26 protein-coding genes and 2 tRNA genes are annotated in these 26,815 nt (G+C 61.9%); 21 read left to right on the top strand and 7 right to left on the bottom strand.

Translation table 11 applies throughout. The annotated features are described in order from the left end of the window. Positions 1–28: 28 nt before the first annotated feature. The 4 genes from DWU99_RS07955 to DWU99_RS07970 all read left to right on the top strand — a co-directional run bounded on the left by DWU99_RS07955 (position 29) and on the right by DWU99_RS07970 (position 2,516). A complete protein-coding gene (locus DWU99_RS07955; RefSeq protein WP_115477476.1) occupies positions 29–406 on the top strand; it encodes a diacylglycerol kinase in 378 nt (125 codons plus the stop codon). An 80-nt stretch (positions 407–486) separates the two neighbouring features. Further along, complete coding sequence (locus DWU99_RS07960; RefSeq protein WP_115477477.1) at positions 487–1,119, top strand: LemA family protein; 633 nt, start codon at positions 487–489, stop codon at positions 1,117–1,119. A 1-nt stretch (position 1,120) separates the two neighbouring features. Beyond that, a complete protein-coding gene (locus DWU99_RS07965) occupies positions 1,121–2,011 on the top strand; it encodes a TPM domain-containing protein (RefSeq protein WP_115477478.1) in 891 nt (296 codons plus the stop codon). 1 nt (position 2,012) lies between these two features. Next, positions 2,013–2,516, top strand: coding sequence for a TPM domain-containing protein (locus DWU99_RS07970; protein ID WP_115477479.1), 504 nt, complete (start codon positions 2,013–2,015; stop codon positions 2,514–2,516). A gap of 11 nt (positions 2,517–2,527) precedes the next feature. On the opposite strand, the gene DWU99_RS07975 is transcribed toward DWU99_RS07970, so the two are convergent. After that, on the bottom strand, positions 2,528–3,094 hold the full coding sequence (locus tag DWU99_RS07975; protein ID WP_115477480.1) for a GspH/FimT family pseudopilin: 567 nt from the start codon (positions 3,092–3,094) through the stop codon (positions 2,528–2,530). A 129-nt stretch (positions 3,095–3,223) separates the two neighbouring features. Here DWU99_RS07975 and uvrB point away from each other — a divergent pair, with 129 nt between their 5' ends. From uvrB to DWU99_RS07990, 3 genes are all read left to right on the top strand, one after another. Further along, positions 3,224–5,254 (top strand): excinuclease ABC subunit UvrB, encoded by a 2,031-nt coding sequence (uvrB, locus tag DWU99_RS07980; protein WP_115477481.1) that lies wholly within the window; start codon positions 3,224–3,226, stop codon positions 5,252–5,254. Positions 5,255–5,306: 52 nt separating this feature from the next. Then, positions 5,307–5,381: transfer RNA gene (locus DWU99_RS07985), tRNA-Val, on the top strand. 64 nt (positions 5,382–5,445) lie between these two features. Beyond that, the gene (locus DWU99_RS07990) at positions 5,446–5,895 is read left to right on the top strand and encodes a CopD family protein (protein WP_115477482.1); all 450 of its coding nucleotides are present in this window, start codon (positions 5,446–5,448) and stop codon (positions 5,893–5,895) included. Between the two features lie 78 nt (positions 5,896–5,973). On the opposite strand, the gene DWU99_RS07995 is transcribed toward DWU99_RS07990, so the two are convergent. Continuing rightward, positions 5,974–6,987 carry an NAD-dependent epimerase gene (locus DWU99_RS07995; RefSeq protein ID WP_115477483.1) on the bottom strand — a complete coding sequence of 338 codons (1,014 nt, stop codon included), beginning with the start codon at positions 6,985–6,987 and terminating at the stop codon, positions 5,974–5,976. 331 nt (positions 6,988–7,318) lie between these two features. Here DWU99_RS07995 and thrS point away from each other — a divergent pair, with 331 nt between their 5' ends. The 10 genes from thrS to DWU99_RS08045 all read left to right on the top strand — a co-directional run bounded on the left by thrS (position 7,319) and on the right by DWU99_RS08045 (position 15,926). Then, a complete protein-coding gene (gene thrS / locus DWU99_RS08000) occupies positions 7,319–9,220 on the top strand; it encodes a threonine--tRNA ligase (protein WP_115477484.1) in 1,902 nt (633 codons plus the stop codon). Between the two features lie 43 nt (positions 9,221–9,263). Next, entirely contained in the window at positions 9,264–9,788 is a 525-nt protein-coding gene (gene infC, locus DWU99_RS08005; RefSeq protein ID WP_325048467.1) for a translation initiation factor IF-3, read from the top strand. 351 nt (positions 9,789–10,139) lie between these two features. Then, on the top strand, positions 10,140–10,337 hold the full coding sequence (rpmI, locus tag DWU99_RS08010) for a 50S ribosomal protein L35 (RefSeq protein ID WP_019467379.1): 198 nt from the start codon (positions 10,140–10,142) through the stop codon (positions 10,335–10,337). Between the two features lie 16 nt (positions 10,338–10,353). After that, positions 10,354–10,713, top strand: coding sequence for a 50S ribosomal protein L20 (gene rplT / locus DWU99_RS08015; RefSeq protein ID WP_026635108.1), 360 nt, complete (start codon positions 10,354–10,356; stop codon positions 10,711–10,713). A gap of 104 nt (positions 10,714–10,817) precedes the next feature. Further along, positions 10,818–11,813: a phenylalanine--tRNA ligase subunit alpha gene (gene pheS / locus DWU99_RS08020; protein WP_115477486.1), complete on the top strand. Its 996-nt coding sequence runs from the start codon at positions 10,818–10,820 to the stop codon at positions 11,811–11,813. 21 nt (positions 11,814–11,834) lie between these two features. Then, positions 11,835–14,246: a phenylalanine--tRNA ligase subunit beta gene (gene pheT, locus DWU99_RS08025; RefSeq protein WP_115477487.1), complete on the top strand. Its 2,412-nt coding sequence runs from the start codon at positions 11,835–11,837 to the stop codon at positions 14,244–14,246. Position 14,247: 1 nt separating this feature from the next. Continuing rightward, the gene (gene ihfA / locus DWU99_RS08030) at positions 14,248–14,550 is read left to right on the top strand and encodes an integration host factor subunit alpha (RefSeq protein WP_115477488.1); all 303 of its coding nucleotides are present in this window, start codon (positions 14,248–14,250) and stop codon (positions 14,548–14,550) included. Next, positions 14,531–14,887, top strand: coding sequence for a MerR family transcriptional regulator (locus tag DWU99_RS08035; RefSeq protein ID WP_115477489.1), 357 nt, complete (start codon positions 14,531–14,533; stop codon positions 14,885–14,887). Before ihfA ends, DWU99_RS08035 begins: the two co-directional genes overlap by 20 nt. Before the next feature lie 55 nt (positions 14,888–14,942). Continuing rightward, positions 14,943–15,019, top strand: a tRNA-Pro gene (locus tag DWU99_RS08040). 232 nt (positions 15,020–15,251) lie between these two features. Beyond that, complete coding sequence (locus DWU99_RS08045; protein WP_147292899.1) at positions 15,252–15,926, top strand: hypothetical protein; 675 nt, start codon at positions 15,252–15,254, stop codon at positions 15,924–15,926. Between the two features lie 61 nt (positions 15,927–15,987). Here DWU99_RS08045 and DWU99_RS08050 read toward each other — a convergent pair whose 3' ends face one another. Both DWU99_RS08050 and serA read right to left on the bottom strand, forming a co-directional pair. Beyond that, positions 15,988–17,598: a methyl-accepting chemotaxis protein gene (locus DWU99_RS08050; RefSeq protein WP_115477491.1), complete on the bottom strand. Its 1,611-nt coding sequence runs from the start codon at positions 17,596–17,598 to the stop codon at positions 15,988–15,990. A gap of 149 nt (positions 17,599–17,747) precedes the next feature. Next, complete coding sequence (serA, locus tag DWU99_RS08055) at positions 17,748–18,980, bottom strand: phosphoglycerate dehydrogenase (protein ID WP_115477492.1); 1,233 nt, start codon at positions 18,978–18,980, stop codon at positions 17,748–17,750. Positions 18,981–19,381: 401 nt separating this feature from the next. On the opposite strand from serA, the gene DWU99_RS08060 reads away from it, so the two are divergent. Both DWU99_RS08060 and pip read left to right on the top strand, forming a co-directional pair. After that, positions 19,382–20,767 carry an FAD-binding oxidoreductase gene (locus DWU99_RS08060; protein ID WP_115477493.1) on the top strand — a complete coding sequence of 462 codons (1,386 nt, stop codon included), beginning with the start codon at positions 19,382–19,384 and terminating at the stop codon, positions 20,765–20,767. 122 nt (positions 20,768–20,889) lie between these two features. Next, the gene (pip, locus tag DWU99_RS08065; protein ID WP_115477494.1) at positions 20,890–21,849 is read left to right on the top strand and encodes a prolyl aminopeptidase; all 960 of its coding nucleotides are present in this window, start codon (positions 20,890–20,892) and stop codon (positions 21,847–21,849) included. Between the two features lie 202 nt (positions 21,850–22,051). Here pip and upp read toward each other — a convergent pair whose 3' ends face one another. The 3 genes from upp to DWU99_RS08080 all read right to left on the bottom strand — a co-directional run bounded on the left by upp (position 22,052) and on the right by DWU99_RS08080 (position 24,809). Next, the gene (gene upp, locus DWU99_RS08070; protein WP_115477495.1) at positions 22,052–22,696 is read right to left on the bottom strand and encodes a uracil phosphoribosyltransferase; all 645 of its coding nucleotides are present in this window, start codon (positions 22,694–22,696) and stop codon (positions 22,052–22,054) included. A gap of 110 nt (positions 22,697–22,806) precedes the next feature. Next, positions 22,807–23,139 carry a PsiF family protein gene (locus DWU99_RS08075; RefSeq protein ID WP_115477496.1) on the bottom strand — a complete coding sequence of 111 codons (333 nt, stop codon included), beginning with the start codon at positions 23,137–23,139 and terminating at the stop codon, positions 22,807–22,809. A 173-nt stretch (positions 23,140–23,312) separates the two neighbouring features. Then, on the bottom strand, positions 23,313–24,809 hold the full coding sequence (locus tag DWU99_RS08080) for an aminotransferase class III-fold pyridoxal phosphate-dependent enzyme (RefSeq protein ID WP_115477497.1): 1,497 nt from the start codon (positions 24,807–24,809) through the stop codon (positions 23,313–23,315). Positions 24,810–25,085: 276 nt separating this feature from the next. On the opposite strand from DWU99_RS08080, the gene DWU99_RS08085 reads away from it, so the two are divergent. Together DWU99_RS08085 and DWU99_RS08090 are read left to right on the top strand one after the other, a co-directional pair. Further along, positions 25,086–26,003 (top strand): ABC transporter ATP-binding protein, encoded by a 918-nt coding sequence (locus DWU99_RS08085; protein ID WP_115477498.1) that lies wholly within the window; start codon positions 25,086–25,088, stop codon positions 26,001–26,003. Beyond that, on the top strand, positions 26,003–26,800 hold the full coding sequence (locus tag DWU99_RS08090) for an ABC transporter permease (protein ID WP_425476808.1): 798 nt from the start codon (positions 26,003–26,005) through the stop codon (positions 26,798–26,800). The genes DWU99_RS08085 and DWU99_RS08090 overlap by 1 nt, the downstream gene beginning before the upstream one ends. The last annotated feature ends 15 nt before the right edge of the window (positions 26,801–26,815 follow it).

Raw genomic sequence — 26,815 nt, forward strand, 5'->3', positions numbered from 1 at the left:
TCTCACCGCTCGGCAAGACGCTCGATCCATGCCCGGTAGCGGATTTCGCGGCGATCCGCGCCAGCTCTGGCGCGCCTTCCGCTGGTCGATGAGCGGCCTGCGCGCGGGGTGGCGTCATGAAGCCTCGTTTCGGCTGGAGGCCATGCTCACCGTCATCCTGGTCCCCGTCGGCTTGTGGGTCGGGCACGGCGCGCTCGAAAAAATCGCCCTGGTGCTCCCGGTCATCCTGGTGCTCTCGGTGGAACTGCTCAATTCGGCGATCGAGGCGGTGGTCGACAAGGTCAGCCCGGAATTCCACGAACTGGCCGGCCGGGCCAAGGACATGGGCTCGGCGGCGGTATTTCTGCTGCTCGTGCTGGTGGTGCTGTCCTGGGGCCTGATCCTCTGGCCCCGGTTCCTGGGTTGATCGCGGAAGGGTTGATCGCAGGATTGCGCGCCCCTTCGGGGAATGATGCAATGACGGCTCCACTGGATCGGAGCCGTCCCATGAACGCTTTGCGTGTCGTCGTGCTGTTGTTGCTCGCTCTGATGCTTTCCGGATGCGGTTACAACTCGATCCAGAAACAGGATGAAGCGGTGAAGGCACAGTGGTCCGAAGTGCTCAACCAGTATCAGCGCCGAGCCGACCTGGTCCCCAATCTGGTCAACACCGTGAAGGGTTATGCGGCGCATGAAGAGAAGGTCTTCAGCGAAGTAGCCGACGCCCGTTCGCGCATAGGCACCATCCAGGTGAATGCCGACGATGCCGATTCGCTGGCCAAATTCCAGGCCGCGCAGGGGCAACTCTCCGGCGCGCTGTCGCGCCTGATGGCCGTAAGCGAAAACTATCCGAACCTCAAGGCCGATGGATTGTTCCAGAATCTGCAGGCGCAGCTGGAAGGCACCGAAAACCGGATTACCGTGGCGCGCAACCGCTATATCCAGGGCGTGCAGCAGTACAACTCGCTCATCCGCACGTTTCCGAACAATCTCACCGCCAAGATGTTCGGCTATCAGGTAAAGCCCAACTTCACGGTCGAGAACGAGAAGGCCATTTCCACGGCACCGACGGTGGATTTCGGAACCGGTACGCCGGCCGCGCCATCGGCCAATCCGGCACCTGCTGCGTCGGCACACTGACATGATGCGGCGCTGTCTGCGCCTCTGGATGGTTCTGGCGATAGCGCTGCTGTCGCCCTGGACCTTGTCGCATGCCGACGACCAGCCGGCCGTCCCCACGCTCACGCGCCATGTCACCGACCTGACCGGTACGCTGACGCCGCAGCAGGTCGATCAGCTCGATGCGCAGCTGACCAATCTGGAAAAGCAGAAGGGCGCGCAACTGGTGGTGTTGATGGTCGGCACCACGCAGCCCGACGACATCGAGGATTACTCCTTGCGCGTCGCCGAAGCGAACAAGCTCGGACGCAAGGGCGTCGATGACGGCGTGCTGCTGTTTATCGCCAAGAATGATCGCCAGGTCCGCATCGAGGTCGGCTACGGGCTGGAAGGTGCCATTCCCGATGCGGCCTGCGCACGCATCATTCGCGAATACATGGCGCCAAAATTTCGCAACAACGATTACGCCGGCGGTATCAACGATGCGGTGGGTGCGTTGACACAGTTGATAAACGGCGAGCCGCTACCGCCGCCTGTGCACGGCAATGACGTCGAGCAACATGGCCAGGATCTGCATGGCCTGTTCTTCTTCGGGATTTTTGCGCTGGTCTTCATGCGCGGCATCTTCGGTCGTACCAGCGCCTTCGTGCGCGCGCCGCTGGGCGCGATCGTGATCGGTGGCTTGTGCTGGCTGGTGGCGTCGCTGGGGATAGGCATTCTCGGCGCGCTGATCGGCGGCATTTTCATGTTGATACCTGCGGGTGCAGGCCGTTCCATCGGTGGCGGCGGCTGGGGAGGATTCGGCGGCTGGGGCGGCGGCGGTTTTGGTGGTGGCGGCTTCGGTGGCGGAGGTGGTGGATTCAGCGGCGGCGGTGGCAGTTTCGGTGGCGGCGGGGCCTCGGGGAACTGGTGACATGACACGTCTAAAGCGCCTGATTGCCAATCTCTTCGACGGCTGGTTCCAGATGCATCGACGCTTTCCGTCGGAGCTGCTCGACGAGATGACCAACGCCGTCAGCGCGGGTGAACACTTGCATCTGGGCGAAGTACGTTTCGCCATTGAGGCACGCCTCTCGCCGCAAGCCGTGCTGGAGGGAGTCGATTCGCGAAGCCGGGCGCGCGATGTGTTCAGCATGCTGCGCGTCTGGGATACCGAACACAATTGTGGCGTGTTGATCTACGTGCTGATGGCCGAACACCGCATTGAAATCGTCGCCGATCGTGGCATCGCACGACGGGTCAACATCAACGAATGGACGTCGGTCTGCGATGCCATGCGCGAAAATTTCGCAGCAGGAAAATGGGGTGCAGGTGCCATGCGTGGTATCGCGGACACGCATGCCTTGCTGGCGAAGCATTTTCCGAGTCATGGCAAGCCCCGGCCGGATGAATTGCCGGATCGGCCGGTGCTGCTTTGATCAGCGCAGCATCATGCCGGTGTGACGCACGGTGAAGCATCGGCGGCGGTTGCCACTTCGCCCCTGACGCGTCCCCGAAGTGCTATGAGCACCTTCAATGCCTGTTGCGGCTCATCCCGGATGCAGAACGTCAGGGTCTGATTGCTGCCAGCGAGGCTGCCATCCGTTTTGAAGGCTATGTATTTCTTCGCCTCGCTTCCCGCAATGGCGATCTTTTCCGAATAGTGGCCGCCGGTATAAAGCGGCGAGCCAAGAGGTTGTCCCTTGTTGTCCAGATCGTGCCGCCCGATCAGCCAGCCCCCGCTCCATGAGCCGTCGCCGTTGCACCGCAGGCCGTCGCGGCTTGGGCAAAAGATGATCTGCCGCTGCTCGTTGATGGCGAGATTGCGCGCATGCTGTAGCGCGGCGATGTAATCGGTTTGCGCCGCCCGCAGCTCGTGCCTTTCGAACAGGTGGTGGAACGATGGAATGGCCACCGTCGAAAGTACAGCCAGGACAACGAGCGTCATGATTTGCTCGATCAACCCAAAACCCCGCTGTGTATCGCGAAAGGGTGCTTTGACGCGTTCCGGCCTCATCGGCAGGATGTTAGAGCGCAGGTTTCGCCCGCAAATTGGCGCCCGGATGGGCAGTGCGTCCGGTTCTGCTGACAGGTTGTGTCAGCATGCGGTGTTTAAAATGCACCAAGCTGCCCGCAGAGTAAGCCCATGACCGACCGCGATCGTTTCGAACTCGTCTCCGCCTATAAGCCGTCCGGCGATCAGCCTGAGGCGATCAAGCGCCTGGTGGAGGGTTTCGAGGCCGGCCTGGCGGCGCAGACGTTGCTGGGCGTCACCGGTTCGGGCAAGACCTTCACCATCGCCAACGTGATCGAACAGGTGCAACGGCCGACCATTGTGCTGGCGCCGAACAAGACGCTGGCTGCGCAGCTCTACGGCGAGTTCAAGGAGTTCTTTCCACACAACGCGGTGGAATACTTCGTCAGCTACTACGACTACTACCAGCCGGAAGCGTACGTGGTCGCCTCGGATACCTACATCGAGAAAGACGCATCGATCAACGATCACATCGAGCAGATGCGGTTGGCGGCGACCAAGGCGCTACTGTCGCGCAAGGATGCCTTGATCGTTGCGACGGTATCGGCGATTTACGGCCTGGGCGATCCGGAAGACTACCTCTCGCTGCGCCTGATCTTGGCGCGCGGCGAACGCATCGATCAGCGCGCTCTGATCCGTCAGCTTACGGAACTGCAATACACCCGCAACGAAATGGAGTTGCGCCGCGGTACTTATCGCGTGCGTGGCGAGATCATCGACGTGTTTCCGGCCGAGTCGGAAACCGAGGCGTTGCGCATCGAGTTGTTCGACGGCGAGGTGGAAAACCTGTCGCTGTTCGATCCGCTTACGGGCGAAACGATCCGCAAGGTGCCGCGCTACACAGTCTACCCGCGTACGCATTACGCCAGCACGCGCGAGAGCGTGCTGAACGCCATCGATACGATCAAGGACGAGTTGAAAGACCGCCTCGAATATCTCTACAAGGAAAATCGCCTCGTCGAGGCGCAGCGTCTCGATCAACGCACGCGTTTCGACGTCGAGATGATGGCCGAGGTCGGTTACTGCCAGGGCATCGAAAACTACTCGCGCCATCTCACGCGGCGCGCCCCGGGCGAACCGCCGCCGACCCTGTTCGACTACCTTCCGCCTGATGCCGTGCTGGTGGTGGATGAATCGCATGTCACCGTGCCGCAGCTCGGCGCCATGTACAAGGGCGACCGTTCGCGCAAGGAAACCCTGGTCGAATTCGGCTTCCGCCTCCCATCCGCGATGGACAACCGGCCGTTGCGTTTCGAGGAATGGGAGCGCCGCGCGCCGCGCACGATTTTCGTTTCCGCCACGCCGCGCGCGTACGAGATGGAGAAATCCGGCGATGCGGTCGTGGAGCTGGTGGTGCGTCCGACCGGTCTGGTCGATCCGGAAGTGGAAGTGCGTCCGGTGCGCACACAGGTGGACGATTTGCTTGGCGAGGCGAAGAAGCGCATCGCGATGGGCGACCGCGTGCTGGTGACCACGCTCACCAAGCGCATGGCGGAGAATCTCACCGAATACCTGAGCGAGCACGATGTGAAGGTGCGCTACCTGCACTCGGATATCGAAACCGTGGAGCGCGTGGAAATCATCCGCGATCTCCGCCTGGGCGAGTTCGACGTGCTGGTCGGCATCAACCTGCTGCGTGAGGGCCTGGACATGCCCGAGGTGTCGCTGGTGGCGATCCTCGATGCGGACAAGGAAGGTTTTCTGCGTTCCACCGGCTCGTTGATCCAGACCATTGGCCGCGCCGCGCGCAACCTGCGCGGCAAGGCGATTCTCTACGCTGATGAGATCACCCGCTCGATGCAAGCGGCGATGGACGAAACCAGCCGCCGTCGCGAAAAGCAGGTGGCCTGGAACGAGGCGCACGGCATCACGCCGAAGTCGGTGGTGCGCCGCATCGCGGACATCATGGAAGGCGCCCGCAGCGAGGGCGCGGGGCGCGGTCGCGGCAAGTCGGCACGGGGCCGAGCAGCGGCGGTGGCGGAAGAAGGTGCGGAGTACGCAAACCTGAACGCGGATCAGGCCTCGGCCATGATCAAGCGCCTGGAAGCGGACATGCGCAAGCACGCCGAAAACCTGGAGTTCGAGGAAGCGGCGCGCCTGCGCGACCGGATTCACCAACTGCGCGAGCGGGCTTTGCGGTAGCTGTCCTCTTCCCGTATACTGCACGGCTCGCGCGGCTTGCCGGGCGAGCTACGGGCGGTTAGCTCAGCGGTAGAGCACTTCCTTGACATGGAAGGGGTCACAAGTTCGATCCTTGTACCGCCCACCAATTCCCGATAAAACGGCGTGCTTCACGGCACGCCGTTTTTGTTTGCGTCATCGGGAGTCACGACATGGTTTATCTGTGGGTCAAGACGTTCCATCTGTTGTTCGCCATTGCATGGATGTCGGCGGTGTTCTATCTGCCGAGGATTCTGGTGAATATCGCCGAGGCGGGCGATGACGCGGCGGTGAAAGCGCGGCTTTATTTGATGGGACGTCGCTTGTATCGGTTTGGCCACAATCTGTTCGGTATAGCGTTTTTGCTCGGGCTCACCCTGTGGCAGGGATGGCGGGTGTTTCCTCAGGCGCTGCCCAATGTGGTGGGTTCGATGCACTGGATTGACGCCAAGCTCACCCTGGTTGCCGTTTTGCTGATCTATTTTGTCTGGGCCGGGCGGATGCTCAAGAAGAGCGAGAAGGGTGGTGCGTTGCCTTCGGCGCGTGCGCTGCGGTTTCTCAATGAGTTGCCGGTGTTGCTGCTCTTGGGCGTGTTGTTCTTCGTCCTTGCCAAACCGTTCTGACAAATAGGTTCCGGCTATCCCTCGCCGTCATTCCGGCGCAGGCCGGATGACGGCGATAGGGATTGAGTGGTGTCGTTCCTATGATTCGACGCGGTAGTAATCGCGATACCACTCGGCGAAGCGTTTCACACCAACCTCAATCGGCGTATTCGGTGCGTAACCCACGTCACGGCGCAGTGCCGATACGTCGGCCCATGTGTCGGGCACATCGCCGGGCTGCATGGGCAGCAAACGCTTCTCGACCTCACGTCCGAGATTCTGCTCGAGCAGCTCGATAAAGCGCATCAGCTGCACCGGCTGGTCGTTGCCGATGTTGTACACGCGATACGGCGCATTCGACGTGCCAGTATTCGGGTGCAATGGATCGTAGGCCGGGTCCGGCTGCGCCACGTGATCGATGGTGCGGACCACGCCTTCGACGATGTCGTCGACGTAAGTGAAATCGCGGCTGTGATTGCCGTAATTGAAAACATCGATCGGCTCGCCGCGCACGATGCGATCGGCAAACAGGATCGGCGACATGTCCGGACGTCCCCACGGTCCGTACACCGTGAAAAACCGCAATCCCGTCGTCGGCAGGCCATAAAGATGGCTGTACGTGTGCGCCATCAATTCGTTGGCCTTCTTGCTCGCCGCGTAAAGGCTCACGGGGTGATCGACCGCATCTTCCACCGCGAAGGGCAGCTTGCGATTCGCGCCGTAGACGGAACTGGACGATGCATAGACCAGATGCTCCACCTTGCCGTGTCGGCAGGCCTCGAGCACGTTGACGAAGCCGACGACGTTGCTTTGCACGTAAGCGTGAGGATTCTTCAGCGAGTAACGCACGCCGGCCTGGGCGGCGAGGTTGGCGACACGCTGCGGCTGAAAGGCTTGAAACGCCTGGGATATGGCCGAGGCATCGGCCAGATCGGCGCGCAGGTGGGTATAGCGCGGGTGCGTCGCGAAACGAGCCAGACGCGCTTCCTTTAGCGCCGGATCGTAGTAATCGTTGTGACTGTCGATGCCGAAAACCTCATCGCCACGGGCCAGCAGTCGTTCCGCGAGAGCGGCGCCAATAAAGCCGGCAGTACCGGTGACGAGAATGCGCATCGGGGGTTCCCAAAGGGTGACCGCCTTATTCTATCGTCCGGCCCATGGTTTGGCTGATGCTGCTGAATTGACACCGCCGCCGCGCTAAACTAGCTTTTCATTCCCGAATGACGGAGACAAGGTGGCCCGCGCCCACGCGCCGGTCGAGTGTGCGACATGGCAACTACGAACTTCCGACGCTGAGCCCGCCACGCCTTGTGCTTCCACAAAAGGGCGCGTGGCGCCTTTATTTTTGCCTGTCATCCAGACAGGTAAGGAAAAACCGGCCATCCATGGCCGGACTCTTCAAAAAAAATCACGTCGCCCATAGGGACGTGACAGGTAAACAGCCATGATCGAAATCACGCTACCCGACGGCAGCAAGCGCCCCTTCGACCACCCCGTCACGGTGCAGGACGTGGCCGCCTCCATTGGCGCCGGCCTGGCCAAGGCCACGTTGGCCGGCAAGGTGGACGGCAAGTTGGTGGATGCCGATTTTCCCATCGACCACAACGCCAGTCTCGAAATCGTCACCGAGAAAAGCCCGGAGGCGCTGGAGATCCTGCGTCACTCCACAGCGCATCTGCTGGCGCAGGCGGTGCAGCGTCTGTTCCCGGGCGCGCAGGTCACGATCGGCCCGGTGATCGACAACGGCTTTTATTACGACTTCGCGTACGAGCGCCCCTTCACGCCCGACGATCTGGTGAAGATCGAGGCGGAGATGGAAAAGATCGTGAAGGAACAACTGCCCGTCACACGCAGCGTGAAGTCGCGCGACGACGCGGTGAAGTTCTTCCGTGGCATCGGCGAGGCTTACAAGGCCGAGATCATCGAAAGCATCCCCGCGAACGAAGAGCTTTCGCTCTACTCGCAGGGCGAATTCACGGATCTCTGCCGCGGCCCGCACGTGCCCAACACGGGCAAGCTGCGTGCGTTCAAGCTCATGAAAGTGGCCGGCGCGTATTGGCGCGGCGATTCCAATAACGCGATGCTCACGCGCATCTATGGCACGGCCTGGCTCAACGACAAGGATCTGAAGGCCCACCTGCATCAGCTGGAAGAGGCTGAAAAGCGCGATCACCGCAAGATCGGCAAGACGCTCGATCTCTTCCATCAGCAGGAAGAAGCACCGGGCATGGTGTTCTGGCATCCGAACGGTTGGGCCATCTGGCAGGTCGTGGAGCAATACGTGCGTGGCGTGTATCGCGGCAGCGGCTACCAGGAAGTGCGCGGCCCGCAGATCATGGACGTGAGCCTGTGGAAGAAGTCCGGCCACTGGGACAACTACCAGGAAAACATGTTCTTCACGGAGTCGGAAAAGCGCACGTATGCGCTCAAGCCGATGAATTGCCCGGGCCACGTGCAGATCTACAACACGAACCTGCACAGCTATCGCGATCTACCCATTCGCTACGGCGAATTCGGTGGTTGTCATCGCAACGAGCCGTCGGGTGCTCTGCACGGCATCATGCGCGTGCGCGCCTTCACGCAGGACGATGGCCACATCTTCTGCACAGAAGGGCAGATCGAATCCGAAGTCACGGCTTTCCATCAGCAGGCGATGAAGGTGTACGGCGACTTTGGGTTCGAGGACATTGCCTTGAAGATCGCCCTGCGCCCCGACAAGCGCATCGGCGGCGACGACGTGTGGGATCGCGCCGAGGACGCCTTGCGCGCCGCTCTGCGTGCCGCCGGCGTGCAATGGGACGAGCTGCCGGGCGAGGGCGCGTTCTACGGTCCGAAGATCGAGTACCACATGAAAGACTCGATCGGCCGCGCGTGGCAGGTCGGTACGATGCAGGTAGACTTCATGATGCCCGAGCGCCTCGGCGCCGAGTACGTGGACGAACACAGCCAGCGCAAGCATCCGGTGATGCTGCACCGGGCCATCGTCGGGTCGATGGAGCGTTTCATCGGCATCCTGATCGAGCACCATGCCGGCAACCTGCCAGCCTGGCTGGCACCGGTGCAGGGGATGGTCTTCAGTATTACGGATGCGCAATCGGACTATGTCCGCCAGGTGACGCAAACCCTTGTCGACAAAGGCTTCCGCGTGCAGGCCGATTTGCGCAACGAGAAGGTCGGCTATAAAATCCGCGAACATACGATGCAGAAAGTGCCCTACCTGCTTGTGGTCGGCGATCGCGAAAAGGAATCGGGCAATGTTTCCGTGCGTACCCGTTCGGGCGAAGATCTAGGCAGCATGCCGCTTGCCAGCTTCATCGAACGTCTGGAGGCCGAGACGCGGCGTTAGTGCCGCCCGGCCGAACTCGTAAACTCTTCTGGAGGATAGTGGTATCGCCACCACAGAAACTAAGGGCAACCGTCGTAACCATGAGATCCGTGTACCCCGTGTACGTGTGATCGGACCGGATTCCGAGCAGCTCGGCATCCTGACCCGCGACGAGGCGCTGCGCGCAGCCGAAGAAGCGGGGCTCGACCTGGTCGAGATCCAGCCCAACGGCGACCCGCCGGTCTGCCGCATCATGGATTACGGCAAGTTCAAGTTCGAAGCCCAGAAGAAGGCCCAGGCCGCCAAGAAGAAGCAGAAGCAGGTCGAGATCAAGGAAGTGAAGTTCCGTCCGGTCACGGACGTGGGCGACTACCAGATCAAGCTGCGCAACATGCTTCGCTTCCTGGAGGAGGGCGACAAGGTCAAGGTCACCATCCGCTTCCGCGGCCGCGAGATGTCCCACCAGGACCTCGGTCAGGACCTGGCCAAGCGTATCCAGGAAGATGTGGGCGAGAACGGCGTCATTGAGTCCTTCCCGCGCCTGGAAGGGCGCCAGATGGTCATGATGATCGGGCCGAAGAAGAAATAAACCCTCCGGGTTTCCCCTCTCCCCTCCCGGGAGAGGGCAGGGTGAGGAGGCAACCTCGCCTCGCCTTTTCCAGCTTGGAAGCCCCGTGGCTTTTTTACGCGCCGACCCCGCTTCGTAGTGGGCTTTTCGGTGGCGTGGCCCCTTGCCCCGGCCATCTCCGGCGGGGAGAGGGAGTCGCGTGCGGAGGCTGGCTTTGCCGCCTCGATTTCCGTATACTTTCCAGTTCGACCCGCAAGGAAGGGTCGTGAACCGATCATGGCAGGACGGAAAGCGTGGCTCGAGCCACCGCCAGATCAGTCAGAAACCGGGGCTGCTCTCATGAAAAGAGCCACCCCATCAAGGAGCATTCCCATGCCCAAGATCAAGACCAATCGCGCGGCTGCGAAGCGTTTTCGCAAAACCGCGTCCGGCAAGTTCAAGGCCGGCCATGCGTTCAAGTCGCACATTCTGACCAAGAAGTCGACCAAGCGTAAGCGCAACCTGCGCGCCACCAACCACGTCAAGGCATGCGACACCAAGGGTGTAGCACGCATGTTGCCGTATCTCTAAGGCGGAGGACTGAACCATGGCTCGTGTAAAGCGTGGCGTTACCGCCCGTCGTCGTCACAAAAAGATCATTGGCCGCGCGAAGGGTTACTACAACGCCCGTCGCAAGGTCTTCCGCGTCGCTAACCAGGCCGTCATCAAGGCCGGTCAGTACGCCTATATCGGCCGCAAGCAGAAGAAGCGCCAGTTCCGCGCCCTGTGGATCGTGCGTATCAATGCGGCGGCCCGTCAGTTCGGCCTGTCCTACAGCCGTCTGATCAACGGCCTGTCCAAGGCCGGCATCACGGTTGACCGCAAAGTGCTGGCTGACATCGCCGTGCACGACATCAAGGCGTTTGGGGCCATCGCAGAAAAGGCGAAGGCCAGTCTGGCCGCTTGATCGTCAACCACTGACGATATGATGTGAATCAAGCGGGGAGAAGGCCAAACGCCTTCTCCCCGTTTTTGTTTGTGTTTCTGTGAATCCACCTTGGAATCGCACCGATGGATGACTTGGATAGTCGCGCCACCCAGGCGCTGGCGGACATCGACAAGGCCGATACGCTCGACGCGCTCGATGCGCTGCGCGTGGGCCTGCTGGGCAAGAGCGGTGTGGTCACTGCCGCACTGAAAGCGCTCGGTGCGCTCTCGCCTGATGAACGCAAGGCGCGCGGCGCCGAAGTGAATCGCGTAAAGGAACGTCTCGCCGAGGCGCTTGCCGCGCGCAAGCAGATGCTCGAGCAGGCTGAGTTGGATCGTCGTCTCGCTTCCGAGAAGCTCGATATCACGATGCCGGGACGCGATGGTGAGCGCGGTGGCATCCATCCGATCACACGCGCACTGGAACGCATCACCGCGATCTTCGCGCGTCTGGGTTACCAACGCGCAGACGGTCCCGAGATCGAAGACGACTGGCACAACTTCGAAGCGCTGAATTTTCCGCCGCATCACCCGGCGCGCGCGATGCACGACACCTTTTATTTCGGTGACGGGCGTCTGCTGCGCACGCATACCTCGCCCGTGCAGATCCGCTCGATGAAAGATCGGCAACCGCCGATCCGCATCATCGCGCCGGGCAAGGTCTATCGCAGCGACTCGGATCAGACGCACTCGCCGATGTTCCACCAGATCGAAGGCCTGCTGGTGGACGAAACCTCCAGCTTCGCCGATCTGAAAGGCACGCTGGCCGAATTCGTCCGGGCCTTCTTCGAGCGTGATTTCGAAATGCGCTTCCGGCCCAGCTACTTCCCCTTCACCGAACCCTCGGCCGAAGTGGATATCCGCTGGGATGCTGACGACGGTTCCACGCGCTGGCTGGAAGTGCTCGGCTGCGGAATGGTGCATCCGAATGTGCTGAGGAACTGCGGCATCGATCCGGAGCGTTACACCGGTTTCGCGTTCGGCCTCGGCGTCGAGCGCTTTGCCATGTTGCGCTATGGCGTTTCCGACTTGCGCGCGTTCTTCGAGAACGACCTGCGCTTCCTCAAGCAGTTCGCGTAATCGCAGCAGGAACCGACACGCATGAAATTCTCCGAAAATTGGTTGCGTCACCATGTTCCGACCCGCGCTTCGCGCGACGAACTTGCTGCGACGCTGACGGCAATCGGCCTGGAGGTCGAGGACGTCGCTCCATTGGACAACTCGCTTGATGGCGTGATCGTGGCGCGCATCGTCAGCGCCCAGAAGCACCCGGAGGCCGATCGCCTGCAGGTCTGTGAGGTGGACACGGGCAGCGGCGTCGTGCAGATCGTCTGCGGTGCACCCAATGCGCGCGCTGGTTTGGTCGCTCCGCTGGCGACCGTTGGCGCCAACCTGCCTGGCGGCATCGCGATCAAGGCGGCGAAGCTGCGTGGGGTTGAGTCGTTCGGCATGCTTTGCTCGGCCAAGGAACTGGGCGTCGACCCCGATGCGTCGGGCCTGCTCGAACTCCCGGCCGATGCGCCGATCGGTACGCCGCTTGCGACCTACCTCGGTCTGCCGGATGCCAGCATCGAAATCAAACTGACGCCTAACCGTGCCGATTGCTTCAGCGTGCGTGGCATCGCATTCGATGTCGCCGCGGCGCTGGGCAGCGAGGTGATCCCGCTCGATTCGGCGCCGGTGCCGGCCCAGAGCGATGCCACGATGAAGGTCGTGCTCGATGCGGGTCCGCGCGTGCCGCGCTTCGCGGGTCGCGTCATCGACAGCGTGAACGCCAAAGTCGAAACGCCCGTGTGGATGGCCGAGCGGCTGCGTCGCAGTGGTTTGCGTCCGATCAGCTTCCTCGTCGACGTCACGCAGTACGTCATGCTGGAACTTGGCCAGCCCATGCATGCGTTCGACAAAGACAAGCTGGAAGGCGAGATCGTCATACGCCCGGCGCGCGCGCGCGAACCACTCGCGTTGCTTGATGGCCGCACTGTCGAGCTGGATGACGACTTCCTTGTGGTCTCCGATAGTCGTGGAGGCAGAGGAGCGCGTGCCGTCGCGCTCGGCGGAATCATGGGTGGATCGGATACGCGCGTCACCGACGACACGCGCAACGTGTTTCTGGAAGCCGCGCACTGGATTCCGTCCGCCATCATCGGCCGCAGCCGCAAGCTGGGCATGCACACCGATGCCGGACACCGCTTCGAACGCGGCGTCGATCCGGAACTCCCTGGCATCGCCGTCGAGTACGCGACGCGGCTGATCCTCGACATTGCCGGCGGTGTCGCCGGCCCGCTGGTGGACGTTACGTTGCCGCAACACCTGCATTCGCCGAAGCCGATCCTGCTGCGCCGCGAGCGGCTGGCGCGCGTGCTTGGCCTGACCGTCGCCGATGGCGAAGTCGTACGTATCTTCACGGCGCTCGGCATGAAGGTCGAGCCGTTGGCCGAGGGTTGGCAGGTCACCGCGCCAAGCCGCCGCTTCGACATCGAGCGCGAGGAAGACCTGATCGAAGAGGTTGCGCGCATCCATGGCTATGAAAACATCCCCACGCACACGCCGGCCGGCGCGCTGACGCTCGCCGCGGAACCCGAGGCCCGCCTCAATGAGCTGGCCGTGCGCGAGCAACTGGCGGCGCGCGGCTACTACGAAGCGGTCAACCTCGCCTTCATCGGCCATGATGTGCTCCAGCGCTGGGGTATGACCGAGCAACTGGTGCCGCTGGCCAATCCGCTTTCGGCGGACCTGGCCGTGATGCGTCCCTCGCTGTTGCCGGGTCTGATCGTGGCGTTGTCGCACAACCGTGCCCGCCAGCAGGAGCGGGTGCGCCTGTTCGAGTTGGGCCGCACCTTCCGCATCGGCGAAGAGGCCGCTGCCCGCAAGGACGCGCCGACCGAGACGCCTGCGCTGGCTATCGTGGCCTGCGGTACAGCAGGGGCCGAACAATGGGGTGAGGCCGCCCGGCCGCTCGACTTCTATGACCTCAAGGGCGACCTGGATGCCCTGATTGCATGGGGCGGGGAACCGCAGCGCTGGACCATCCATGCCGATGGCTTGCCTGGCTGGCTGCATCCGGGCCGTGGGGCCCGCGTGGCGCGCGACGGACAGACGGTCGGCTACCTCGGGGCATTGCATCCGCAATTGGCCAAGGCGCTCGATCTGGGGCCGGACGTCCATGTGCTCGAACTCGCCCTCGAGCCCCTGTTGGGGCGCCGCCTGCCCAGAGCCCAGCCGGTCCCGCGTTTCCCGGCGGTCCGTCGGGATATCGCCGTTGACGTTCCTGAACAGGTGAACTGGTCACAAATTGACCAAACCGTTCGCGGCACCCTGGGATCGGTCCTCGCGGAGCTGCGCCTGTTCGACCGCTACAGCGGCAAAGGGGTCGAAGCGGGCCGAAAGAGTCTCGCTATGGGCTTGATTTTGCAGGACGCTTCACGCACCCTTACCGACGACGACGCGGATCGCTGCGTTCGAAATGCGGTGGCTGCGTTGGAGGCGTCATGCGAGGCAAAATTGCGAGGGTAAGATGGCGGCGCTGACAAAGGCGGAGATGGCCGAGCGCCTCTTCCTCGAGGTAGGCCTTAACAAACGTGAAGCAAAAGAGTTCGTGGACGCCTATTTCGAGGTGGTCCGCGAGGCTTTGGAAAGGGGCGAACAGGTCAAGCTGTCGGGATTCGGCAACTTCGACCTGCGGCAGAAGAACCAGCGACCGGGCCGTAACCCCAAGACGGGCGAAGAGATTCCGATCTCGGCCCGCCGGGTGGTGACGTTCCGGCCAGGGCAGAAACTCAAGGTGCGAGTCGAGGGCTATGCTGGATCAGGGGAATAACACCGAACTGCCTGCCATCCCGGCCAAGCGCTACTTCACCATCGGTGAAGTCAGCGACCTGTGCGGGGTGAAGCCACACGTCCTCCGTTACTGGGAGCAGGAGTTTCCTGCGCTCAATCCGGTCAAGCGCCGTGGCAACCGCCGTTACTACCAGCGCCACGACGTGCTGATGATCCGTCAGATCCGTTCGCTGCTGTACGACGAAGGCTTCACCATCACCGGTGCGCGTGCCCGGCTGGAAGGCCCGCAGGCGCGGATGGAAGCGAGCATGTCGCACCAGATCGTGCGCCAGGTGCGCATGGAGCTGGAAGAAGTTCTCGCGCTGCTGCGCCGCTGAGCTCTACCGGCAGGCACGCCGGAACTGCTACAATTTTCTTCTTTAGCCGAACAGTCGGGGCGTAGCGCAGCCTGGTAGCGCATTTGCCTGGGGGGCAAAGGGTCGTGGGTTCGAATCCCGCCGCCCCGACCAATTCGGTGAAGCAGAAAACGGCGCCTTGGCGCCGTTTTTCATTTTGAGTGTTCGGCGCCTCGGCACTGCTTTTTGTTTCCGGCGTTCTCCTGCATGGACATGTGAATGCAGCGGCGACGCGCTAGTCTCCGTGCCAGTGCTTTTCACTGTGCCGCTAGGAGATCCGCCGATGCCGTCGAATACCTGCCACCCCAACGCGCCGCATGTGAAGTTGAAGGCGCCCGACTGGTACATGTCGTCGCTGATGCTCGATCGCGCGCTCGATGCCATCCTCAGGCGGGTCAAGAACCTCGACCGCAACCACGACATTCCCTATCTCGCCGGCTACAGCCAGGACGGCAAGACGATCTACATCGATCGCCACCTGCCCAAGACGTTCACTTTCCGCGGCCGTACCGTCGAGGTGGATCGTTTCCTGATCCTGCACGAGGAAGTCGAGAAGACGCTGATCGATCAACTCGGTCTGCACTACCTGCATGCCCACCAGATCGCGACGCGCGCCGAGGAAGCGGCCGTGCACGCGCAGCGAATCACCTGGAAAGCCTACGACCGGTTCATGCAGAAATACGTCAAAGCCATCGGTGACGAACGGCTTACCAAGGTGCCGGACGATCTCGATCTCAAGCCTTATCGTGACTATCACGATTACGACCTGCTGCGGCAGATGGAGCAGCACATGGAGCGTGTCAAAGGCGCCGGGGCGAAGGAGAAGACGGAATTGAAGCGTTATGCAGACGCATTCCGCGAAGAGTTGCGCATCCAACATCGTCATGAACTGCATGACGATCCGCCCTCGGATAAACGTCGCAAGCCCGCCGCTAAAAAGCCAGGTGCAGCGAAGGTAAAACCCAGTAAACCAATCAAAGCGACAAGCAAGCGCCGCTCGACAGCGAAGGCAACAAAATAGCACCCTGATGTCGTCATTCCGGCTTGAGCCGGGATGACGAGCAGTTGGTCTTGGGTACTGCTTACGCTGCTTCAGCCATATCCGCTTCGCCGGCGGACTCGACAACCTTGAAGAACTCCACGCTCTCCACCAGAGAACGTGCGCGAACTTGAACCGTGTCGGCAGCGGCAGCGGCTTCCTCGACCAATGCCGCGTTGCTCTGCGTCACCTCATCCATCTGGCGCACAGCGCGATTGACCTGCCGAATGCCGTTGGCCTGCTCGATGCTCTGCTCGGCGATGGAACTGACCGATTGCGCAACGTTGTCCACGCTCTCCAGCAGCTTGCCGACCATCCACTCCGCGCGACCGATCATCTGCGTGCCGCTGTCGATGATGGTGACGGATTCCTCGATCAGCGTCCTGATTTCCCGCGACGCCGTACGCGAACTGCGCGCCAGCGATTGCACCTCCGCCGCGACCACATTGAACCCTTTACCCGCTTCGCCTGCGCGCGCGGCCTCCACCGATGCATTGAGGGCAAGGATGTGCGTCTGCGTGGCGATGCGATCGATCATGTCCGTGATTTCAGTGATGCGACCGGCAACGTTTTGTACCTGAGTCATTGCACCCACTGCCTCGGTCATGGCCGTGCTGCTCTGGCGCGCGATGTCCGATGCTGATTCGACCAAGCGGCTTGCTTCGTGCGCACGTGTTGCATTGGCGTTGACGCTATCGGTGAATTCCTGCATCGACGCTGCCGTCTGCTCCAGTGCCGCCGCCTGTTCGCTGGTGCGCGCGGAAAGATCCTGATTGCCGCTGGCGATCTGCTTCGTGGATGTCGAGATCTCGGTGGAACCCACGCGAATGGAATTGACGACGCTGCGCAATTGTTCGTTCATCGCACCCAGGGCGCTCAGCAGCTTGCCCGTTTCGTCGTGGCTGTCCGATACCACGTGAGTCGACAAATTGCCTTCTGCGACAGCCTGCGCCACTTTTACCGCGTGACCGATCGGTACCGTGATGCTGTAGGCAAGTGCCCAGATCAGGAACGCACCAGTAATCATGGCGCATGCCGCTACCGATACGAGCAGCACGCTGGCATCGTGGTAAGCGGTGCTGCTTTCTTCGTCGATACGCTTGGTGGCGGCTTCGGCATCGCGTTTCATGCTCGCGACGAGTCCATCGATAGCCGTCGTAGGAGGACGATCGATGCCGGCGACAAGTTGATCGACGACATGCACGCTCTTGGCATCGTTGGCGTCGTAGTGCTGAATCGCAGCCAGGTACTTGGTTCCAAGATCCGCGTGCGTGGCGATGGCTTTATCCACGCCGCTGCCGTCGATGTCGAGATCCTTCATCTGCCGTTTCAGCGTGCCCAGATCGGTGTCGACATGCTGGCTCTCGTCGATGAACGCATCGTGGTATTTCTTGAACGAGGCAGCATCGGCTCCACGCAAGAGCAGATCTTTCCATTCCTGAACCTGCTTTTTGAAATCGACTTGCGCAACGCGCGCCGTATCCACGGCCGCGGCAAATTTCGCCGCGGTTGCCGCGGAGCGGACCTGCAGGTCGTGCGTGCGATCCAGTCCGTGCCAACCGCCATATCCCACGATGATCGTCGCGGCCAGCATGATGAAACCGAGAAAGGTCAGTTTGACGGCGATACGCAGATCGCGAAATCGTAATTTCATAGGGAAAACCGCGCTAAAAATGGAGCCGAGTCGATAAGCTATCGGCCGTACGGCGGCTTTCCTTGAATCGGAGCATAAAAAACCGCGCATTTTGCGCGGTTTTTTGCAGTGATTGTTAGGCAGCAGATGATGTCAATGAACCGGGTAGTTCAATAAAGCACGCGCGTTCGCAACGTTCCCGGAATGGCCGCGAGTTTGTCTTTCAGCGAGGCGGCTTGGTGCTCATCGGCCGAAACATCGATCACCACATAGCCCACTTCCGCATTCGTCTGCAGGAACTGTGCGTCGATGTTGATGTTGCCGGCGGAGAACAATTCGTTGATGCGCGAAAGCACGCCGGGCACATTGCGATGGATGTGCAGCAAGCGGCGGCTGCGCGGATGTTCCGGCAATGTCACCTCGGGGAAGTTGACGGCCGACAGCGTCGAGCCGTTGTCGCTGTAACGCACCAGCTTGCTGGCGACTTCGATGCCGATGTTGTCTTGCGCTTCCAGCGTGCTTCCACCGATGTGCGGCGTGAGGATGACGTTGTCCATGCCGATCAGTGGTGAAACGAACGGATCGTCATTGCCTTTCGGCTCCACGGGAAAGACGTCGATCGCAGCACCACCGATGTGTTCCTTGCGCAAGGCGTCGGCCAAGGCATCGATATCGACCACCGTGCCGCGCGATGCGTTGATAAGCAACGCACCTTTCTGCATCTTGTCCAGCTCGTTCTTGCCGATCATCAACTTGGTCGAAGGCGTTTCGGGCACATGCAACGTGACTACATCGGAACGCTCGAGCAGATCGTCCAGATGCGCCGCGGCGCGTGCGTTGCCCAGCGAAAGCTTGGATTCGATATCGTGGAAGATCACACGCATGCCCAGGCTTTCAGCCAGCACACCCACCTGCGTGCCGATATGCCCGTAACCGACGATACCTATCACCTTGTCGCGTACTTCGTAGCTGCCGGCCGCCGATTTGGTCCAGCCGCCGCGATGGCACAGTGCGTTACGCTGTGGAATGCCGCGCATCAGCATGATCGCTTCGGCGATCACCAGCTCCGCCACACTGCGAGTGTTGGAGTAGGGCGCATTGAACACAGGAACGCCCAGTCGTTCCGCGGCCGCAAGATCCACCTGGTTGGTGCCGATGCAATAGCAGCCGATGGCGATAAGGCGCTTGGCCTGATCCAGCACCTCGGCGGTAAGGTGCGTGCGTGATCGGATACCGACGATATGCGCATCGGCGATGCGCGCTTTCAACTCGTCCTCAGGCAGCGATTTGGCGTGGTACTCGATCTGGCTGTAGCCGGCGCGCTGGAAGGTTTCCACGGCCGTGCGGCTGACGCCTTCGAGCAGCAGCACCTTGATGTCTTGCTTGGGGAACGAAGTCTTCATGGCGGTCCCGTGTTTGGAAGTCCAAACACTATGCCAGATTTTTGCCGCGATGCAGCGCTAGGGATGCTCTGATCAATTCTTCGTAGGCGTCACCAGTCCTGTCTGTTCGCAGGCCGCAGGACCGTCGGCGAAGGCAGACTGGCCGTCTGTCGAGACGGCGGGCCGAAGGCATGCGGACAGACAGGACTGGCCCCAACGTGCTGAATTTAAGTGATGGGGTGATGTCCAGAAGGCCCGCAGGCTGCGCCGCACGGCTTGGAAAGACGGCCAGTCTTCCCGGCGCCGCGCAACACAGCCTGCAGGCCTTCTGGACATCATGCCGCCTGCGAAGAATTGATCAGAGCATCCCTAGACGCACGGGCGATGCACTGGCACGCTGGGGACTTCGCCCCGGAGCCGCTATGACCGTTGAAGCCCTCGCCGATCTTTCCCGTCGTTTGCCCGACCTGCGCCTGCTGACCGAGGCCGGCGACCTGGAGCATTACGGCCGCGACTGGACCCGGCGCTGGACCCCCGCACCCATGGCCATCGCCCTGCCGGCTTCCATCGAGGAAGTGCAGGGCATCGTGCGCTGGGCGAACGAGCGGAAAGTGGCCATCGTGCCGTCCGGCGGGCGCACCGGGCTGTCCGGAGGTGCCGTGGCGGCTCAGGGGGAGCTGGTGCTGAGCCTGTCGCGCATGAACCGCGTGCTGGGCTTCGATGTCGTGGATCGCACGCTGGCGGTGCAGCCGGGCATTGCGCTGGAAACCGTGCACGGGGCCGCGCGCGAGCACGGGCTGATCTATCCCGTGGATTTCGCCGCGCGCGGGTCCTGCTCCATCGGCGGCAATATCGCCACCAATGCGGGTGGCATCCGGGTGATCCGCTACGGCAACACGCGCGAGTGGATCGCCGGGCTCAAGGTGGTGGCCGGCAACGGCGAACTGCTGGATCTCAACCGCGGCCTGATCAAGAACTCCAGCGGTTACGACCTGCGCCAGCTGATGATCGGCTCGGAGGGCACGCTCGGCATCGTGGTGGAAGCGACGTTGCGGCTTACCGATCCGCCGCCGGCATCGCAGGTGATGCTGCTGGCGTTGCCGAACATGGACGCGTTGATGCAGGTGTTCGCGCTGTTCCGCGCGGGCCTGTCGCTGCAGGCGTTCGAGTTCTTCACGGACATCGCGCTCAAGCATGTGCTGGCGCACGGCGCGCAACGCGCCATCGACGGCGAACATCCGTATTACGTGGTGACTGAATTCGATGCGCCAGACGAGCGTGCGCAAGAAGCGGCCATGACGGCCTTCGAGCAGGGTGTGGAGCAAGGCCTGATCAGCGATGGCGTGATCGCGCAGAGCGACGCGCAGGCTGCGGCGCTGTGGCGGTTACGCGAGGGCATCACCGAGAGCCTGGCTTCGCACAAGCCCTACAAGAACGACATCTCCGTGCGCATCGGCGCGGTATCTGCCTTTCTCCACGATATCCAGGCGCTGCTGTCACGCGAATACCCGCACATCGACGTGGTTTGGTTCGGCCATATCGGCGACGGCAATCTGCACATCAACGTGCTGAAACCCGAGACACTGTCCGATGCGGATTTCATCGCGCAATGCGAGCATGTGACCAAGTTGCTGGCGGATACCTTGCATCGACATGGCGGAAGCATCTCCGCCGAGCACGGCATTGGCCTGGTCAAGCGTGCTTATCTGGAAAGCACTCGCAGCGCGGCGGAGATTGCATTGATGCGTGGCGTGAAGACGGTGTTCGACCCGAATGGGATTCTCAATCCGGGCAAGCTGTTTATTTGAGCCACAACCAGGCTCCCTCTCCGAGCAGGGGCGGGAGAGTATGTCGTTGGGGGCTTACCCGGCTTGGGTTGCATCAAAGCTCCCCGTACCATGTGCGTTCCACCACCACCGGTCATCGAGCCATGTCCCAGGAACGCCGCACCTTGTACCCCGAGATCGAGCCATACGAGGTCGGGCAGCTCAAGGTTTCCGAGCTGCACACGCTCCACTACGAGCAGAGCGGCAATCCCGACGGCAAGCCGGTCGTGTTCCTGCACGGCGGGCCGGGCGGCGGTACCAACCCCAAATGCCGGCGGTTCTTCGATCCGGCGATTTATCGCATCGTGCTGTTCGATCAGCGTGGCTGCGGCAAATCGACGCCACATGCGGAGCTGGCCGACAACACCACCTGGCACCTTGTTGCCGACATCGAACGCCTTCGTGAGCACCTGAGGATTGATCGATGGCAGGTTTTCGGCGGCTCGTGGGGCTCGACGCTGGCGCTGGCCTACGCGCAGACGCATCCGGACAAGGTCGCCGAACTGGTGTTGCGCGGCATTTTCATGCTGCGTCGCTGGGAGCTGGAGTGGTTCTATCAGAAAGGCTGCGACGCGCTGTATCCGGATGCCTGGGAAACTTTTCTCGCCGCCATCCCCGAGGCCGAACGCGGCGACCTGATGAGCGCCTACCATCGCCGTCTCATCAGTGCCGATGCCAAAACTCGATTGGATGCCGCCCGTGCATGGTCGGTGTGGGAGGGCGCCACCAGCTTCCTGTATCAGGACGATGCTTACATCAGCAGCAGTGGCGAGGATGAATTCGCCCTGGCGTTTGCGCGCATCGAATGCCATTACTTCGTGCACGGCGGATTCTTCGAACACGACGATCAGTTGCTGCGCAATGTCGATCGCATCCGTCGCATTCCTTCGGTCATCGTGCAAGGTCGCTACGATGTCGTGTGTCCGATACGCAGCGCCTGGGATTTGCATCGCGCATGGCCCGAGGCCGATTTGCGTATCGTGCAGGATGCGGGGCATTCGGCGTTCGAGCCGGGTATCACGCACGAGTTGATCGAGGCGACGGACAGATTTGGGAGGCGTTAGTCGCGCGCGCCAGAATTGTTCATAAGTTCAACCTTTATCGATACGTCATTCCGGTGAAGGCCAGAATCCAGTGCAAATGGTGATGTGCGAAGCACTCGATATAGATTTTGTGCGCTTCGCGCTGCGTATTGACACTGGATTCCGGCCTTCGCCGGAATGACGGTGTGGTAGGGATAAAGGGTGTGGTGTGAAGTAACGCGCCTCAATCCACAGCCGGCAACTGCTTCGTGCCGAAGATCTTGTCTCCGGCATCGCCAAGCCCCGGCAGAATGTAGCCGTGTTCGTTGAGCCTTTCGTCAATGGACGCGGTGTAGATCTCGATGTCCGGATGCGCGGCTTCGATGCGCTTGAGTCCCTCCGGCGCAGCAACGAGGAACAATCCCTTGATGCGTTTGCAACCGGCAGCCTTGAGCATGTCCACCGTGGCAACCAGCGTGCCCGCAGTGGCCAGCATGGGATCGACGATCAGCGCGATGCGCTCGTCCATGCGGCCGGTGAGCTTTTCGTAATAGGTCGTCGGTTGCAGCGTGTGTTCGTCGCGCTGCAGACCGACCACGCTGACTTTCGCCGCGGGAATCAGTTCGAGTACGCCGGGCAACATGCCCAATCCCGCACGCAGGATCGGCACGATGGTGATCTTTTTGCCCTTGATCTGCTGCACGCGTACCGGGCCTGCCCAGCCTTCGATGTCCGTTTCGACCGTTTCCAGATCCTTCGTTGCTTCGTAGGTCAGCAGCGAGCCGACTTCGGATGCGAGCTCGCGAAATTCCTTGGTGCTGATGCCGGCGCGTCGCATCAGGCCGAGCTTGTGCTGGATCAAAGGGTGGCGGACTTCGACAATCTTCATGCGCGAGGATTCTCAAAGGGAGATGCCACCAGCATAGCCGCAAACGAAAAGGGCGCCGCCAGTTGGCGACGCCCTCGGTCGAAACAGATTCGCCGGTTTTTCCGGGAATCTCAGGAGCCCTTCAGGCAACTGCTCATGGCGGCTTTGTAGTCGGCGCCCTTCTTGCCGGCATTGGCGTGGCTGCAGTCGGCCATCTTCTGCTGTTGAGTCTTCTTGGCGTCAGAGGCGGCTGGCGCGGCCGCGCCGGTGTCGCCCTTCATGCAGGCGGCGACAGCGCTCTTGTAGTCGGCGCCGGTCTTGCCGGCGTTGGCGTGGCTGCACTGGCCCAACTTGGTGGAATGCCCCGTCGTGCTGCTGGGCGTGCTCTGCGGCGCTGCGAAAGCGGCTGTGGTGGCCAAGGCCAGAACAGCACTGGCGACGAGCAGGCTGATACGCGTGGACATGATGCTTCCTCCTGAAGTTATGACCGGCGGCTGTACCGGCTGGGCCAGTCTATGCCGACCGCATGACACGGCGGAAGGTGTCCGGCAGCCGGTTTTGTACCGTGCTTCAGGATTTGTCTCGGCGTGGCGCATGCCTCGCAGCCGGAACCCGGTTGCGAGGCATGTCCATGGGGTCAGGCGGCCTGGGCTTCGCTCTTGCGCGGGCCTTCCAGCAGGGCATGGCGCACGTGCGCGATGACCATGTCCACTTCCTTGCTGGTGATGTTGAAGTGCGGGGTGAAGCGCAGCGAGTTGACGCCGCCGTGGATCACGCCGATACCGCGTTCGCGCAGGTATTCCTCGGTGGAGCCTGCACCGTAGCACTTGAACTGCGGAGCCAGCTCGCACGAGAACAGCAGGCCCGTGCCCTGCACCTTGGTGATGAGGCCGCCGAGTTCGTCCTTCAGCGCGTTGAGCTTGTCGACGAATTCCTTGCCGCGGGTGCGGATGTTCGCGCGCACGTCGTCCGTCAGCAGTTCGAGCGTCGCCACCGCGACATCGAGCGCGCGCGGGTTGGCCGTCATCGTGTTGCCGTAGATGCCTTTGCGATAAAGGTTGGCGGCGCGTTCGCTCACCGCCAGCACCGACAGCGGATACTGACCGGCATTGAGCGCCTTGGAGAAGGTTTCCATGTCCGGCGGCGCGAGCTTCTCGAAACCCGGATAGTCGGTCAGCGACAACACGCCGTGGGCGCGCAGGCCGGCCTGGATCGAGTCGATCATCAGCAGCGAACCGTGCGATTCGGTCAGCGCACGCGCAGCCTGATAGAACGCCGGCGTCACGGCACGACCCGGATCGCCTTCGCCCATCACCGGTTCCAGGAACATCGCTTCGATGAACCAACCATGCTTGTCGGCGTCGGCGAACACCGCTTCCAACTGTGCAATGTCGTAAGGCGCAACCGTCAGCAGCGTATCTTCGTGACGGTAGCTGGCGAGGTGCTGGACATACGTACGGCGCGAAGAATCGGAATACAGCGCCGGCTTGTCGGTGCGGCCGTGGAACGCGCCTTTCACCGCAACGCGCTTGATCACGCGACCGGCATAACGTCCGCCGGCATCGGTCATCAGCTTGGCGTTGACGTCGGCGATGCGGCAGGCCAGTCCCACGCCTTCGGAGCCGGAATTGAGGCACAGGAAACGCGTATACGGATTGCCTCCGCGATGACGTCCAAGCTCGCGTTGCAGCGCCTGCGTGAAACGCAACTGGGACACGCTCGGCGTCATCACGTTGGCCATCACTTGCGGACGCGCCAGCGCAGCATCGATCGCCGCGTTGTTGTGGCCGAAGCCGAGCATGCCGTAGCCGCCGTTGTCATGCACCACGGCACCCTTGAGGGTCACGACCCACGGGCCGCGCGCAGCAGCGGGCACGTAGGGATTGATAGCGTCGTCGGGATAGAAGTTGACGAAACCGGCCAGCGCATGCGCCAGTTGCTCGGATTCGTCGAGCTTCAGGAAGTCGCCCAGTTCCGCGCGCAGTTCACGGTGGCGCGCAACGGCTTCGGAAATGGCCTGTCCGAGCAAAGGATCGGTGGCGGCCATACGCTCGATGGTGGCGTCGTCAAGGCCAGTGGTCCGCGGCTTGCCGCCAAATTCGCGCAGTTCGCGCAGCTGATCGATTACACCCATGACTACTCTCCTCGAATCTTGTCAGCGCCTCGCACCCAGCGCGAAGCAGGCCGACAGGATGTGTTGCGTGCTGGGAGGGCGCTGAAGGCCCGCGGGCGATGCGCCCGATCGCACAACGCCGCGTGTAGGGGAAACCGCTGGCGTACGCCCATAAGGATAACTTGTCCACCGGGGTGGCCGGTACCCCCGGATGACGGCTGTCATGCCCGATGGCTGACGCGAGCGACTGGGGGAAAACCCTTGCCACGCCTACGCTGCAGTGCAAGGAGGCCCACCATGAAACCTACCAACGACGTAGTAGCCCGTCTTTCCGGTGCCGTGAAGCGTTACGGCAATCTCACCGCCCTTGATGGCGTGGATCTCGTGTTGCACCGCGGCGAACTGCTCGCCGTACTAGGCCCAAATGGGGCCGGCAAGAGCACCAGCATCAGCCTTTTGCTGGGTTTGATCCGCCCGGATGGCGGCCGAGCCGAATTGTTCGGGCTCGATCCGCAGCAAATCGATGCGCGCCGCCGCATCGGCGTGATGCTGCAGTCGGCGATGCTCCCGCTCACCTTGCGCGTGGGCGAACTGCTGCGCCTGGTGGCCAGCTATTACCCGAATCCGCGCCCGCTGATTGAAAGTGCCAAGCTCGCCGGCATTGGCGACTTGCTGCAGCGGCCTTACGGCAAGCTGTCGGGCGGTCAGCAGCGACGCGTGCAATTCGCCCTGGCCTTGTGCGGTCGTCCCGAGATCGTGTTTCTGGACGAACCCACGGTCGGCATGGATATCGATGCCCGGCAGAAACTCTGGGCGGCGATGCTCGCGCTGGTTGCCGACGGTTGCTCGGTGGTGCTGACCACGCATTATCTGGAAGAAGCCGAATCCCTGGCGCAGCGCGTGGTGGTGCTAGGCAAGGGACGCGTGCTCAGCGAAGGAAGCGTGGATGCCTTGCGTGCGCAGGTACCGCTTACGCGTATTCGCTGCGTGACCGATCTCGATCCGGCCGTGATTGCGACGTGGCCGCAGGTCGCATCCGTCGAGCATGACGGCTCGCACATGCGCATCAGCACCAGCGCTGCGGAAAACGTGCTGCGACGCATGCTCGAAGCCGATGCATCGCTGCGCGAACTCGAAGTGCAGCGGGCAGGCCTGGCCGAGGCCTTCACCGAACTGACCCGTGAAGAAAATGCCGTTGAACAGGAGGCCGCGTAATGGACGCCGTAACCATCTCTACGCCGTCGAGCGCGACGGTTTCCAACCACATGAGCACCGCACGCGTAATGGGCGCTTATCTCGCCGAGGTGCGCAGCGAGTGTCTGCGCTATATGCGCAGCCCGGGCTTCATGTTGCCGATCATGTTGTTTCCCTCCATGTTCTACCTGCTGTTTGGCATCGTGATGGCCAAGTCCGAAGGCGCGGACGCAGCGCGTTATCTGCTAGCCAGTTACGGAGTATTCGGTGTCATGAGTCCGGGCCTGTTTGGCTTCGGTGTGTCGCTGGCATTGGAACGCGACGGCGGTTTGCTCACTTACAAGCGTGCATTGCCGATGCCGCCTGGCGCCTACCTGCTCGGCAAGATGGTGATGGCGATGCTGGCTGCGGCCGTCGTGATTCTGTTGCTGCTGGCCATGGGCATCGGCATGGCGCACGTGACGCTTTCGGCAGCGCAAGCCGGCTTGTTGCTGCTGACGGGCGTGCTGGGCGTATTGCCTTTCTGCGCACTCGGCATGCTGGTGGGAACGCTGATCAAGGGGCAGGGCGCACCCGGCATGCTCAACCTGGTGTATCTGCCGATGTCTTTCCTGTCCGGTCTGTGGATTCCGATGGGCATGTTGCCCAAAGTCCTCCAGCAGATCGCACCGATCTGGCCGAGTTATCACTTGCACCAGGTGGCGCTTGCGGCCGTGGGCATGGATCACACCGGCTTGTTGGCGCATATGGGCGTGCTGCTGGGTTTTGCCGCGCTGTTCTTTGTGGTGGCGGCCCGCAGGCTGCGGCGTTACGGTTGAAGTAGGATGTCACCG

It is taken from the genome of Dyella psychrodurans (assembly GCF_003363265.1).
Taxonomy (GTDB): Bacteria; Pseudomonadota; Gammaproteobacteria; order Xanthomonadales; family Rhodanobacteraceae; genus Dyella_B; species Dyella_B psychrodurans.